Below are 14,333 nucleotides of genomic sequence, written 5' to 3' on the forward strand. Positions count from 1 at the left end.
TTTAGGTATCAACAATGTCGTCAGATCTATATTCAGAACACACTATAAACCAACAAACCCCAATGATGCAGCAATACCTGCGAATTAAAGCTCAGCATCAAGAAATCTTGCTGTTCTATCGCATGGGCGACTTTTATGAACTCTTCTTTGACGATGCCATCAGAGCGGCGCAGCTTCTCGATATTTCTCAAACCTATCGTGGCAAAGCCGGTGGCAATCCGATTCCAATGGCGGGTGTTCCCTATCATGCAGTTGAAAACTACTTAGCTCGCTTGGTACAACTGGGTGAATCTGTTGCTATTTGTGAGCAAGTTGGCGACCCTGCAACCAGTAAAGGTCCTGTAGAACGTAAAGTTGTGCGTATTGTTACTCCAGGTACCGTCACCGACGAAGCACTATTACAAGAACGCCAAGACAATTTACTTGCGGCGGTCTACCAACATCCAAAAAACTTAGGTTATGGCGTTGCCTACCTCGATATTAACTCTGGCCGATTTAATATCGTAGAGCTACAAACTGACGAAGCACTTAATTCCACGCTACAGCGCTTGCAGCCCGCAGAATTGTTATATCCTGAATCATTTCAGAACCTTTTAGTGCTAGAAAGCATTAAAGGCAGTCGTCGCCGTCCAGATTGGGAGTTTGATTTAGACACTGCAAAGCATCTACTTTGTCAGCAGTTTGAAACCCGCGACTTAGTCGGTTTTGGTGTCGACAATGCCAATATGGGTTTAATCGCTGCGGGTTGTGTCATGCAATACGTGAAAGACACGCAGCGCACTGCACTACCTCATATTCGCGCGATCACGCTCGAAAAGAATGAGCATGCAGTGATCTTAGATGCCGCGACGCGCAAAAACTTAGAGCTGACACTGAACCTCTCTGGCGGTGTTGAAAACACCTTAGCGCAGATTTTAGATAAGTCTTCAACGGCTATGGGTTCGCGTTTACTAAAACGCCGCATTCATACGCCCGTGCGCGAACGCAAAGAGCTCAACGCTCGACTCAATGCAATTGCAAGCCTTATCGAACAACAACTTTGCATGGAAGTTTACGATGCACTAAAACACATTGGCGATATTGAACGAGTCGTGGCTCGTTTAGCATTGTTTACCGCTCGTCCGCGTGATCTAACACGCTTAAGAAGTGCACTACAAGCATTACCGCCACTGCATGAGATATTACAAGATGCGACAGATGCGAGACTTCAGTCCATCATTTGCCATTCACCGGCATTACCTAAGTTACAAGATCTACTAGAACGAGCGGTTATCGACAATCCCCCCGTTCTCATTCGTGATGGTGGGGTGATTGCACAAGGCTACAATGCAGAGCTTGACGAGCTACGCGCATTAAGCGCAGGTGCCACGGATGTACTAGAAAAGCTTGAAGAAAGAGAGCGCGAACGCACAGGGATCTCGACATTAAAAATTGGGTATAACCGCGTTCACGGGTTTTATATTGAAATCAGCCGCGCCAATTCGCACTTAGTACCTGCAGAATACATCCGCAGGCAAACACTGAAAAATAATGAACGCTATATTATTCCTGAGCTAAAAGAGCATGAAGACAAAGTGCTTGGTAGCCAATCGAAAGCGTTGGCACTCGAAAAGCGCCTATATGAAGAGCTCTTTGAACTCATCGCTCCTTATATTGAACAATTGCAAGTCATGGCAGCGGCGCTTGCGGATTTGGACGTACTAAACACCTTAGCTGAACGTGCTCAGACACTAGACTATTGTAAACCCACACTTACCGAAGGTAGTGAAATTGATTTAGTAGACGGTCGCCATCCAGTCGTAGAACAAGTAAGTAAAGAGCCATTCATCGCCAACCCAGTAAAGCTCAACGATGAACGTAAAATGCTCATTATCACTGGACCAAATATGGGCGGTAAATCGACCTATATGCGTCAAACTGCGTTAATTGTGTTGATGGCACATATTGGCAGCTATGTACCGGCAAGCGCAGCCACCATCGGAATTGTCGACCGTATTTTTACTCGCATTGGTGCTAGTGATGACCTTGCTTCTGGGCGCTCAACCTTCATGGTTGAAATGACCGAAACTGCAACTATTTTAAACAACGCAACCGCCCAATCATTGGTGCTGATGGACGAAATTGGTCGTGGTACAAGCACCTATGACGGTTTATCACTCGCCTATGCGACAGCGGATTATCTCGCCAGCAAAATTGCAGCAAAAACACTGTTTGCTACCCACTATTTTGAGTTAACCGAATTGGCTGAACAAAAAGTCGGCCTAGTTAATGTGCATTTGGATGCCGTTGAACATAACGATGCCATTGCCTTCAAACACACTGTGATGGAAGGGGCTGCAAGTAAGAGTTTTGGTTTACAGGTAGCAAGCCTTGCCGGCGTGCCAAAAGCGGTAATTAAATTGGCTAAACAGAAACTCGCTTTGTTAGAGCAACATCAAAGTGTGGTTGGCGATAAGCCGACTCATACAGCCGCACCTGTGCAGCAGAGTCTAATGCTTGCCAATGAGTCTTCAGAGGTTGAAGCACTACTTGCAGATATGGATCCCGATGATATGACACCAAAGCAAGCTCATGCTTTGCTATATCAACTTAAATCTATGTTGTAGAAAGTAAAAAGCGGCTAAAAGCCGCTTTTTTATTGTTCACTCACAATTAGAACTTGTGGTTATACTGAAGACCAAAAATCATCGCGTGGCCTTTAGAGCGGAACCCCCACTCGCTTTTCGCTTTGTCAGTCTCGATAAAGTTTTGAGTCTTGCCTCGTAGTAAGCTGATACCAACATCAAGTGTTGCTTGATTTGGTAAAGTATACTCAGCACCAAAAGAGTACCAGGTACGGTCTGTATCTGGGATTGAAATTGACAGAAGGTTTTCATCCGCTGGAGATTCATCATACGCCATACCAGCACGCAACTTAACATACTCACTTAGCTGATAGTCAGCACCAACAGAGAAACGCAAAGAGTTTGAGAAGTTTTCTTCTTTAGTAAACGCAGACTGTGAAGTACCGATAATCGCTTTAAGTTCATCAAAGCTGCTCCAACCTGTCCAGAGCACGCTGTAGTGTAGTGAGGTTTCTTGGTTTAGTTTATGAGAACCCGAGATCTCCGCAATCGCAGGTAGGGTAACATCTACATATCCAGGAACAGATACGTTGCTAGTACCACCCATCGCAGTAGGTAAAGCACTACGGAAGTGGCCATCAAAAGTAATGTCAGTTTCGCTACGATAGTGGAAGCCAAGACGGTTGTTTTCATCAATTTGATAAGCTACACCAACATTCCAACCGAACCCCGTATCATCACCTTCAAGGTAAACAGCTTCAAGACTAGCTGGCTGACCTAAGTTGTTCGCGCCCAAGTTACGGATAATTTTTGCATCGGCATAAACATGATTAATACCCATAGCAACACTCCACTGCTCATCAACTTGGTATGAAGCGGAAATACCAGCATTAACTGTGACGATTTCAGTTTCACCCGCGATTTGGCCTGCAACATAATCCTTATCGAACTCCGTAGATAGACCAAACTGTGAATAGATACCAGCACCAATCGACCATTGGTCGTTATATTTGTGTGTTGCATAAATAGCAGGAATAATAGCACTTGGTGCGATGCTGTTGTCATTTAACGCTGATGCAGGGATACCATTGCTAGTACCTGTTCCCGTCAGGCTTACGTCCGGTTGAACATACATAGCTGCTACTGATAATTGCGTGCCTGATAGCTTACCCATCAATGCTGGGTTACGTGCAACCACTGACGCATCGTCGGCTGCAGATGCTTCACCCGCATAAGCACGACCAAGGCCAGATACGTTTTGTTCCGCAAGTTGGAAGGCGGCAGCTAGTGCTTGTGATGACGATAAAATCGCACCTGATGCGATAAGACCTAATAATACTTTGTTCATACTCTAATCCCCTGTGAACTAACCATTTCTCTTTGTAATGGCTAAAAAAACCAATTCGAGTAACACTGCGTAGCCGCACCGTGACCTTGCTCACCTAGCCAATATCCAGCTATGCCACACACACAACAAATTGGCAGAATAATAAATTTATGACACCCTACCTAAAAGTGGAGTAGAAATCTCCTTTTTTGCGACTTTTCGTTGATTAAGTGAACATATAACGCACAAATTACGCACTTTATAAACTCATCGGATGAGATTAATTACCAAATGATAATAATTACCAATATCATTGACGTACCGTCATCCCTTATATACACTCTTTAATCTGAGTGTGAGTCATTCTGTGTGCTAATCGTGCCAAGGAGAACAACATGTCGATAGCATTAATCGTTTGTGCATTGGTATTTTGCGGTCTCAGCGTTTATTGCCTGTGTAAAGCAAACTACTGTGCCTGTCGCCACGCGGGAGAGTGTGATAACCCGGTCAGCCAGTACTGGTTAGGTGCTATTGTCGCAGCACTGCTATCGCTGCTGCTAAACTGTGTAGCGTTACATTCGGAAAAGGGAACATTACTGTGGATATTAATGATGGCGAGCTGTATGACTGGTGCTATGCTCTCTGCAAAATGGCAAAACCTCAAAAGACGCTGTAAAAACGCTTTCTTCCCAGTCGCGCAATCCAAGCCTTAAATCAATAATTGATCTCTTAGCAATCGTGAGAGGTTAATTTGATAATCAAGCGGCCTAACGCTTGCGATCACTTTTATGTCTGACTCGCTTAAATCCAAATCTTTTGCCGTAACATGGTGGAGATGTTTGGTATTGTAAAACACACGTACAAGAGGTGCGGTGGGTGCATGTTTATTGCCTTCTAGTACCAGCCCTAATCGCTCGTTGGTCAGTTTAACAATAGTCCCTACGGGGTGAACCCCCATACACTTAATAAAACGCTGCACTAAAATAGGGTCAAATTGCTTTTTACTCGACAGCAAAAAGCGTAACGCATTAATCGGTTCATCAGCCTCTTTATGGTGCTGATCTGAGGTTATGGCGTCGTATACATCCACAATTGCCATCATTCTTGCTGCAGTACTGAGTGCATCTTCTTTAATCCCTCTGGGATAGCCAGTGCCATCTAAGCGTTCATGATGGTTGATGATCATGTCCAGCATAATAGGCGTAATACCAGACTCTCCTTTACTCAACCCCAATGACTGCGCCACATGCTTTTTGACCGCACGATACTCAAGATCGGTAAAATTACCCGGCTTATTGATCAGCCCCTGGGGTAACTTAGCGTGACCAATGTCATGCAACATCGCTCCCATGGCTAGCTGTTCAATGATGTGATGTTGCAAACCGAGATGCTTGGCAAATACGGTGATCAGAATTGCGCAATTGGTCATATGACGCCAATTGTAGGCATCTTTGTCTTTGATCCGAGTTAAAATCGCCATCGCATTTGAATTGCGCAGTACCGAATCGACGATGTCTTTACTTACCTCATTGATGAGGCTCATATCGACCTTCAAACCCGATGTTACATCCCCATATAGGCTTTGGATCTGACGGTTATTTTTTTCAAACTTTTGCATCGCAATAGCAAATTCTTGCTGCAAAGTTTGTTCTTTACTCACCGTTTTGGCTTTAGGTTTTGGCTTGCTGCGAGCGGTGGAAAGACTACCATCCATGCCATTTTTAGCGGCTGGTTCTTCAGACACTTGTGGCGTTTCAGTGACCGGTTCTGCTGGCTGTTGGTATTTCTGTGGTACAGGAATATCGCTCTGCGTAAAGTCGATGGTGAGCTCCAGTACCCCTTTATCAATCAGCTTTTGAATGATGGCTTCATCTCTGACCATTCCCCTAGATTTGATCTTAACGCCCGCGTCAGACTTATGCTTGTGAACATTATCCACAAACATTCCAGGTCTAAGATCTTCAATGGGAAGGACAATCTGCATGAATCGCTTACACTACTTAGTTAGCCAATGAATATTAATACCATTGAATGAGGTGAAACACCATCTATTCAGATTAAATTCACACAAAGGTATGGAGAAACCCAACCACTCAGAAAACGTTTGATAGTCCCGTGGGTTTCGAATACTAAGCATCTAGCTAAACCCTAGTTAAATAACTAACTACTCATTTTGAGGTTGAAGTATTCGTGAAATGTTGCAGGAAGGAAAACCCAACACCGTATACATGCTGGGTTTTATACGGTTGCTATTCTTGGAAATAAGTTCCCCAGCCGTCGTATTCAACGCCAGCGTCTAATGCAACCTTTTCTAACTTGTCTACGTCTTCCATGATGACGTCGGTATCCAGCTCGGCTTCTACGACAACATCGAAGCCCCAAATTTTACCACCGTCTTCGAGCTCAAGTTCAGCTGGCTCTTCAACATCATAGCCCAATTTAAATGCCGCTAATGCTGCAGCTTCCAGCTTGTCAAAATCCTCACTTACAAAGTGATGCTCTACTTCGTAAAGGGTTTCAGGGTTTGAACCGTCTTCTAGCAATGAAGAAACGATGTCTTCACTTATCTCACGCCAGTTTTCCATTATGTTAATCTCGCTTTTGCATCTAGTTCCGCTATTCTTTGAGCCATTTTAGCATGGATCTGAGCTGCGTGATCCCTCGCAGGCACTTCTGGGTCTAAATATTCTGGCTCTAGTATGTCGATATAGACCTTGCCATTATTCCAACGATTGAGCTTTATCTGCTCATGTGTTGAGCTCATGCATACGGGAATAATAGGTACTTTGGCGCTCATCGCAGTATGGAATGCCCCTGTTTTAAATGGTAACAGCCCGCGACCATAGCTTCTGGTCCCTTCAGGGAACATCCAAACCGATAGTTTTGATTCAGTAATTTTTTTAGCTGATTTGGTCAGTGTACCTAAAGCTTTAGAACGATTAGCTCTATCAATCAAAATATTGCCAGATAGCCAATACATTTGCCCAAAGAACGGGATCCACTTTAAGCTTTTTTTACCCATGCTGACGGTGTTTTTTGGCACCACGGCCGGCAGCGTAAAGAGATCATAATTATTTTGGTGATTTGCAACGTACATCGCAGGGACAACATGCTTAGCATCTTCATGCTCCGTGATCACCAACTCAACGCCTATCAACTTCGACATATAGCCATACCATTTGGCTATCGTATGCACATTGTTGGCATGAAAGGGGCGCGCAATACACAATAACAATCCGCAAATACCACTAACAATAATAAACACTGCTAATAAGAGAATTCGTATAATGGCAATCAATTTAACCACTCCAGAATTAAAGTCTCGCGCATTATAGTAAATTAAGCGAACACTTGTAAGCTCAAAATGATGATAGTGTTAGAGAATGCCAAAGGAGTAGGTGGATATGATAGTTAAGATACTGATCTGTCTATAGAAAATAAAAATGCCGCTGAGTAGCGGCATTTGACACACGATTTATCATTTTTGCAAAATTTAGCTCATTGCGTTTTGCAGCTTTTTCATCGCTGACTTCTCTAGCTGGCGTACACGCTCTGCCGACACGCTATATTTCTCAGCAAGATCTTGTAGTGTTGCCTTTTCGTCAGCAAGCCAACGTGCGCTTACGATATCTTGAGAGCGCTCATCAAGCGTTTTCAATGCTGCAAATAGGCGATTATGTGACTGCTCTTGCCACTGCTCTTGCTCAACTTCTTCGGCAAGGTCGCTACTTGTGTCTGTTAAATACTGTACTGGAGAGAAGTTACCCGCTTGGCTTTCGTCATCATCAGCAGATAGGTCAAAGCCCATATCTTGGCCTGCCATACGAGACTCCATCTCGCGAACTTCTTTCTCACTTACACCAAGCTCGTTTGCAACCGTTGTCACTTCGTCTTGGTTAAACCAACCTAAACGCTTTTTATTTTTGCGCAGATTGAAGAATAATTTACGCTGCGCTTTTGTCGTCGCAACTTTAACAATACGCCAGTTCTTTAATACATATTCATGGATTTCTGCTTTAATCCAATGTACCGCAAAAGATACGAGACGCACACCCACGCTTGGGTCAAAACGCTTTACTGCTTTCATCAATCCAATATTACCTTCTTGGATTAAGTCAGCCTGAGGTAGGCCATAGCCCGAATAACTTTTTGCGATGTGAGCAACAAATCTCAAATGAGACATAATGAGTTGCTTAGCCGCGTTAAGATCCCCTTCTTCCTGAAGACGTGTCGCAAGTTTTTTCTCTTCCTCAGCGCCAAGCATAGGTATTGTGCTTACAGATTGAAGGTAACCTTCAACACTTGCGCTCTGCTGCCCAGTTAGTGCTAATGCGTATAAATCTTTAGTCATGTTTCACCTCAGTGATAAACCGTTTCGTGTATATTTAGCACTCTAACATCTAGAGTGCTAAATGCAATCTACTTTATCTGATTTTTAAAATCAACCTTTTTAGAAGAACTTCAAAAATAAAAGATAACCAATTGAATATTAATGAAAATATCGAATTAACTAGGCTTCTTTTTACGATATTATTTTTTTATGACAGTGCTAAATTTAATTAGTTCTGATTGTTTAAGTGCTAAAATCTGATAGTAATTGGCAATCGACTGCTACACTTTAGCAGTCGATTGGTGTTTGTAGCGTTCAATCATACCTTTTCAGGTTCAATCTCTTTGATATAACGGTGTACAGAAAGAAAGGAGCCTACAAACCCTAAAGTAATCGCAGTGCCAAGTAGCACTAAAAGTTCATTCCCTGCCATTCCCTGAAGCACAAAGTTGCTTTGATATACCCCAACAACCGTAGATACGGCTGACTCCAGCCACCACAACATAAGAGCAACGCAGATAAAGGCAACCAAACCACCGACTATGCCATACCATACACCAGTCCAAAGAAACGGAGCCTGAATAAAGGTATTGGTCGCTCCCACCAGTTTTAGCACTTGGATTTCTTCTTTTTTATCCATGATGGATAAGCGTATGGTATTGCCAATAATCAAGATAACGGCGCTAAGTAATAGGAATCCCACGGTGATCACACTTTCTTTTAGTAACCCCAGTAGTGCATTTAGGCGCTCTAGCCATTCAATATCCAGCTTACCAAACTCAACCTCGCGCTCTTTTTCTAGCTTAGCAAGTAACTCTGTTGCTGCTTGGGGTTTTCTAAAACGGCTAACAGGCGTTACCAGTACAACATTAGGCAATGGGTTTTCTTCTAAATAGTTAAGCGCCTGACCAAAGCCAGACGTTGATTTAAATTCATCCAAAGCTTGGTTTTTACTTATCAGTACTACTTTTTCTATTTCTGGATAAAGTGCAAGCCGCTTCACCAAGGTTTGTGTCTGTGCCTCTGTCATTTCATCTTTAACGAACAATGATATTTCAGATGCCTCTTTAAACCCACTACTTACCTGCTGTACATTTTTCACTACCACATAAAGCGTCGCGGGCAATGTCAGGCTGAGTCCCAAAACTAGAATAGTCATTAAAGAGGCCATTGGCGTACGCCACATTTCCCCAAGGCTCTGTACACCTTGACGAATAATCATCAAACAAAAAAAGTAAAAATGATGAAATACCGACTTTTTACTCTGTTCAGCCTGATTTCCTCGTCCTTTAAACAGCAAACTCATAACGTGTCCTCCGCCAGTGGATCTTGTAGCATACGGCCTTGATTAAGCGTGAAGCTACGGTACTTCATACGTGCTATTAACCCTAAATCATGGGTAGCGATAAGAACGGATGTACCACGGCGGTTAAATTCTTCAAATAGGTTCAGAATTTCCATCGATAGTTCGGGGTCTAAGTTTCCAGTAGGTTCGTCTGCAAGCAGCAAAGGCGGAGAGTTAACAATCGCTCTTGCTATGCCAACACGTTGCTGTTCACCTCCAGATAACACACTCGGATGGCACTTTGCTTTATCAAGCAAACCCACCTTGTCCAAAGCGGCATGTACTCTTTTGGTGATCTGTTTATGATGGGTTCCTTCAATGACTAAAGGTAGTGCGACGTTATCAAATACGCTGTAGCGTTCTAGTAGGCGATGGTTTTGAAAAATAATCCCAATATCTCGGCGAACAAAAGGAACTTGCCGGTTAGATACCGTATTGAGATCGACACCATTAATGTAGACACGGCCTGCTGATGGCCTTTCCATCACGCTAACCAACTTTAATAATGTACTTTTACCTGCGCCACTATGGCCGGTTAAAAATGCAAGTTCTCCATTTGCAAGTTCAAAGCTAACTTTTTCCAGCGCTTTGTGCCCACCAGGATAAGTTTTGCTCACTTGCTCAAATTTAATCATGTTGGCCTCTTATACTTATTTTAACCATGACACTCAGTCCGTGGCATTGTAGCAATTCGGCAATCGAATAAAGCGGGCAAATTTGCCCGCTTTGTTGCAACTGATGTTTCTATTTATTCTTGACTGAACAATGCCTCGATAAAATCATCACTCTTAAAGGTGCGTAAGTCATCAATGCCTTCACCTACACCAATATATCGAATTGGCACCTTAAACTGATCCGCCACAGCAAAGATAACCCCACCTTTGGCTGTACCATCAAGCTTAGTTAACGTGATACCAGTTAAGCCAACCGCTTGATTAAACAGTTTTACCTGACTAATCGCATTCTGACCAGTTCCGGCATCAATCGTCAACATCACTTCATGTGGCGCATCTGGGTCTAACTTTTTCATTACTCGAGCTATCTTTTCAAGCTCTTGCATTAGGTTATCTTTATTTTGTAATCGACCCGCTGTATCCGCTATTAATACATCGATATTTCTCGCTTTAGCGGCTTGAAAGGCATCAAATACCACCGACGCAGAATCAGCACCAGTATGCTGGGCAACAACAGGGATGCTATTTCTTTCACCCCATACCTGCAACTGCTCTACTGCAGCCGCGCGGAAAGTATCGCCAGCCGCCAACATGACAGATTTACCTTCGCTTTGAAACTGTTTGGCAAGCTTACCGATTGTCGTCGTTTTACCAACGCCATTTACGCCGACCATTAAGATAACGAAAGGTTTCTTATCGGCAGGGATCTCAAGCGGTTGCTCTGCCGTTTTTAAGATCTCTGACATTTCTTTTTTCATTAGATCGTATAAAGCTTCACCGTCTTTTAACTGCTTTCTATCAGCAGCATCAGTCAGGTTATCTATCAGCTTCATCGTGGTTTCAACACCAATATCTGCCGTTAGCAATTGCGTTTCTAGATCTTCGAACAACTCATCATCGATTTTCTTGCCTTTGAATATCGAAGCAAAGCCTGAGCCGATATTGACCTTGGTTTTCAACAAGCCTTTTTTAAGACGGGAAAAGAACCCTTCCTTTTTTGGCTTTTCTTGTTCTTTAGCCAATTGTGCTTGACGTTCCGCCTCTTCACGCTCAGCTTGTTCTTTCGCAAGTTGTGCCTGACGCTCTGCTTCTTCACGCTCGGCTTGTTCTTGAGCGAGTTTTGCTTGACGTTCCGCCTCTTCACGCTCAGCTTGTTCTTTTGCTAATTGCGCTTGACGTTCTGCCTCTTCACGCTCGGCCTGTTCTTTCGCAAGTTGTGCCTGACGTTCTGCCTCTTCACGCTCAGCTTGTTCTTTCGCCAACTGTGCTTGACGTTCCGCCTCTTCACGCTCGGCTTGTTCTTGAGCGAGTTTTGCTTGACGTTCCGCCTCTTCACGCTCAGCTTGTTCTTTCGCAAGTTGTGCCTGACGCTCTGCCTCTTCACGCTCGGCCTGTTCTTTCGCAAGTTGTGCCTGACGTTCTGCCTCTTCACGCTCAGCTTGTTCTTTCGCAAGTTGTGCCTGACGCTCTGCTTCTTTACGCTCGGCTTGTTCTTGAGCGAGTTTTGCTTGACGTTCTGCTTCTTCACGCTCGGCTTGTTCTTGAGCGAGTTTTGCTTGACGTTCTGCCTCTTCACGCTCGGCCTGTTCTTTCGCAAGTTGTGCCTGACGTTCTGCCTCTTCACGCTCAGCTTGTTCTTTCGCAAGTTGTGCCTGACGCTCTGCTTCTTTACGCTCGGCTTGTTCTTTCGCAAGTTGTGCCTGACGCTCTGCTTCTTTACGCTCGGCTTGTTCTTGAGCGAGTTTTGCTTGACGTTCTGCCTCTTCACGCTCGGCCTGTTCTTTCGCAAGTTGTGCCTGACGTTCGGCCTCTTCACGCTCGGCTTGTTCTTTAGATAATTGTGCCTGACGTTCCGCCTCTTCACGCTCAGCTTGTTCTTGAGCGAGTTTTGCTTGACGCTCTGCTTCTTCACGCTCAGCTTGTTCTTTCGCAAGTTGTGCCTGACGCTCTGCTTCTTCACGCTCGGCCTGTTCTCGCTCTGCTTCTTCACGCTCAGCTTGTTCTTTCGCAAGTTGTGCCTGACGCTCTGCTTCTTCACGCTCGGCCTGTTCTTTAGCTAATTGTGCCTGACGTTCTGCTTCTTCACGCTCGGCCTGTTCTTTAGCTAATTGCGCCTGACGCTCTGATTCCTCACGCGCAGCCTGCTCCTTTGCTAACTGTTCTTGACGCTCCGCTTCTTGTTGCTCTTTGTCGGATTTACCAAAGCCCAACCAAGATAAAAATTTGTTTTTCTTTCCCATATTCACTTATGACCGTGTTAGATAAATTGCATAAACCCAAAGCAAAATGTTGATGATCTTGATACCATACTCGAAAACGCCAATCCGCATCAGCTTATTGCTTTTGCTTGGATTGATATCACACTTAATTTTGGGCTCGAAAGGCAAGCCGAGGATGGCAACCTTAGTGCTTAGACAAAATTGCGTGCAAGTGTACCATGTTCCGTAAGGATGAAAAATCCTGACACCAAGAACCTTTAATAAAGAAGCAAATTACGTCGCTATGAGAAAATCTAAGCCTAAGTCAAATACCCAACAGTCTGGTTTCATCCGCCTGATCAGTGGTAAGCATAAAGGTCGCAAGTTACCAGTTCATGATGTTGTGGGATTAAGACCAACAACAGATAGGATGAAAGAAACCGTCTTTAATTGGCTCATGCAGGACGTAAGAGACGCAAAAGTACTCGATTGCTTTGCCGGTGCTGGCAGTCTAGGATTTGAGGCTATTTCACGCTTTGCAGCAAGCGGAACCTTTATCGAACTTGATAAAACCGCGGCGACGCAGCTTAGCAATAATGCAACCTTACTCAAACTGAATAACGTTGAAATCATTAATACCGACGCGTTATCCATGCTGGCAAATAACCCTAAGCAACAGCAATATGACTTGGTTTTTATTGACCCACCCTTTCGCAAAGGGCTTGTGACTCCTTGTTGTGACTTACTTGAGTCACAATCTTGGCTCAGCGAAGACGCACTCATCTATGTTGAGTTTGAACAAGAGGCACAGCCTGACACACCAGATAACTGGCGAGTGATTAAAGAAAAACATGCAGGACAAGTGATCTGCCGCCTTTATCAGCGCTAAAACTCCTTAATAATTCTTTCATAAAGAATGAAAAAACAGCCGCTAGCGTATGACATGACAGGGCTGGTGTTTTTAGCTATAATTTAGGCTTTACATGCGGTCTTGCTTCAGATTACAATACCGCACCATTTTTGAACCAATTGGCTAGTTTTTAGCCAGATAGAGCTAAGCTCATTAATTAGGTAGGTGAATTTTTAATGCCAGTAATTAAAGTAAGAGAAAACGAGCCGTTTGACGTTGCACTACGTCGTTTCAAACGTTCATGTGAAAAAGCAGGTATCCTTTCTGAAGTTCGTCGTCGCGAGCACTACGAGAAGCCAACTGCTGAGCGTAAGCGCAAAAAAGCTGCAGCGGTTAAGCGTCACATGAAGAAGCTTTCTCGCGAAAACGCACGTCGCGTTAAATTATACTAATCAGTATTGGTCTTGTATCAATGAGCTTATTAGTTACGCTAAAAGACGCGCAAAAAGAAGCGATGAAAGCCAAAGAGAAACTTCGTCTTGGCGCGATTCGTGCGGTACTTGCTGAAATTAAACAGCGAGAAATCGACAACCAAACTACACTAGACGACGCAGGCATTACTGCGGTTTTAGTTAAGTTGGTTAAGCAGCGTCGCGATTCTTATACCCAGTATAAAGATGCAGGGCGTGAAGACTTAGCTGATATCGAAGCTAACGAAATTAGCGTACTTGAGACATTCCTTCCTAAGCCACTTAGCGAAGATGAAATTGTCGAGCTAATTGATGCCGTGATTGCACAAACTGGTGCGTCAGGCATGCAAGACATGGGCAAAGTAATGGGTGCGATTAAAGCTGAAGCTGAAGGTCGTGCTGATATGGGTAAAGTCTCTGGTTTAATTAAGCAAAGACTTACCGCTTAAGCCCACATACAATTGTATGATTGATAAGTGAACCGAGCCTTGCGCTCGGTTTCTTCGTTTTAGGCGTCATGCGTATCAATGCAGCGCTGATAGGATACCTTAATTGAATTAAGTTGATTTTTTCTC

13 protein-coding genes are annotated in these 14,333 nt (G+C 44.0%); 5 read left to right on the top strand and 8 right to left on the bottom strand.

Annotated elements, in window-relative coordinates; all coding sequences use genetic code 11:
• The first annotated feature begins 14 nt into the window (after positions 1–14).
• A complete protein-coding gene (gene mutS, locus B1L02_RS15975; RefSeq protein ID WP_088531817.1) occupies positions 15–2,606 on the top strand; it encodes a DNA mismatch repair protein MutS in 2,592 nt (863 codons plus the stop codon).
• A 46-nt stretch (positions 2,607–2,652) separates the two neighbouring features.
• Here the strand turns inward: mutS and B1L02_RS15980 are convergent, their stop codons facing one another.
• Positions 2,653–3,912: an outer membrane protein transport protein gene (locus tag B1L02_RS15980; RefSeq protein ID WP_088531818.1), complete on the bottom strand. Its 1,260-nt coding sequence runs from the start codon at positions 3,910–3,912 to the stop codon at positions 2,653–2,655.
• A 374-nt stretch (positions 3,913–4,286) separates the two neighbouring features.
• On the opposite strand from B1L02_RS15980, the gene B1L02_RS15985 reads away from it, so the two are divergent.
• Positions 4,287–4,604 carry a hypothetical protein gene (locus tag B1L02_RS15985; RefSeq protein WP_088531819.1) on the top strand — a complete coding sequence of 106 codons (318 nt, stop codon included), beginning with the start codon at positions 4,287–4,289 and terminating at the stop codon, positions 4,602–4,604.
• Here the strand turns inward: B1L02_RS15985 and B1L02_RS15990 are convergent.
• The 7 genes from B1L02_RS15990 to ftsY form a co-directional block, all read right to left on the bottom strand.
• A complete protein-coding gene (locus B1L02_RS15990) occupies positions 4,601–5,875 on the bottom strand; it encodes an HD-GYP domain-containing protein (protein ID WP_088531820.1) in 1,275 nt (424 codons plus the stop codon). The genes B1L02_RS15985 and B1L02_RS15990 overlap by 4 nt on opposite strands.
• A 265-nt stretch (positions 5,876–6,140) precedes the next feature.
• A complete protein-coding gene (gene rraB, locus B1L02_RS15995; RefSeq protein ID WP_010374098.1) occupies positions 6,141–6,476 on the bottom strand; it encodes a ribonuclease E inhibitor RraB in 336 nt (111 codons plus the stop codon).
• Entirely contained in the window at positions 6,476–7,189 is a 714-nt protein-coding gene (locus B1L02_RS16000; RefSeq protein ID WP_174694563.1) for a 1-acylglycerol-3-phosphate O-acyltransferase, read from the bottom strand. The genes rraB and B1L02_RS16000 overlap by 1 nt, the downstream gene beginning before the upstream one ends.
• Positions 7,190–7,384: 195 nt before the next feature.
• Positions 7,385–8,242: an RNA polymerase sigma factor RpoH gene (gene rpoH / locus B1L02_RS16005; protein ID WP_010374102.1), complete on the bottom strand. Its 858-nt coding sequence runs from the start codon at positions 8,240–8,242 to the stop codon at positions 7,385–7,387.
• A 298-nt stretch (positions 8,243–8,540) separates the two neighbouring features.
• Positions 8,541–9,527 (bottom strand): permease-like cell division protein FtsX, encoded by a 987-nt coding sequence (ftsX, locus tag B1L02_RS16010; RefSeq protein ID WP_088531822.1) that lies wholly within the window; start codon positions 9,525–9,527, stop codon positions 8,541–8,543.
• Complete coding sequence (gene ftsE / locus B1L02_RS16015; protein ID WP_017218471.1) at positions 9,524–10,201, bottom strand: cell division ATP-binding protein FtsE; 678 nt, start codon at positions 10,199–10,201, stop codon at positions 9,524–9,526. Before ftsE ends, ftsX begins: the two co-directional genes overlap by 4 nt.
• A gap of 113 nt (positions 10,202–10,314) precedes the next feature.
• Positions 10,315–12,480, bottom strand: coding sequence for a signal recognition particle-docking protein FtsY (gene ftsY, locus B1L02_RS16020; RefSeq protein WP_088531823.1), 2,166 nt, complete (start codon positions 12,478–12,480; stop codon positions 10,315–10,317).
• Positions 12,481–12,742: 262 nt separating this feature from the next.
• Here ftsY and rsmD point away from each other — a divergent pair, with 262 nt between their 5' ends.
• The 3 genes from rsmD (at position 12,743) to B1L02_RS16035 (ending at position 14,207) form a co-directional block, all read left to right on the top strand.
• The gene (rsmD, locus tag B1L02_RS16025; protein ID WP_088531824.1) at positions 12,743–13,327 is read left to right on the top strand and encodes a 16S rRNA (guanine(966)-N(2))-methyltransferase RsmD; all 585 of its coding nucleotides are present in this window, start codon (positions 12,743–12,745) and stop codon (positions 13,325–13,327) included.
• A gap of 197 nt (positions 13,328–13,524) precedes the next feature.
• Positions 13,525–13,740 carry a 30S ribosomal protein S21 gene (gene rpsU, locus B1L02_RS16030; RefSeq protein WP_010362466.1) on the top strand — a complete coding sequence of 72 codons (216 nt, stop codon included), beginning with the start codon at positions 13,525–13,527 and terminating at the stop codon, positions 13,738–13,740.
• Between the two features lie 20 nt (positions 13,741–13,760).
• The gene (locus B1L02_RS16035) at positions 13,761–14,207 is read left to right on the top strand and encodes a GatB/YqeY domain-containing protein (RefSeq protein WP_010374111.1); all 447 of its coding nucleotides are present in this window, start codon (positions 13,761–13,763) and stop codon (positions 14,205–14,207) included.
• Positions 14,208–14,333: the final 126 nt, after the last annotated feature.

The sequence above is a fragment of the Pseudoalteromonas piscicida genome (genome assembly GCF_002208135.1).
GTDB lineage: Bacteria > Pseudomonadota > Gammaproteobacteria > Enterobacterales > Alteromonadaceae > Pseudoalteromonas > Pseudoalteromonas piscicida_A.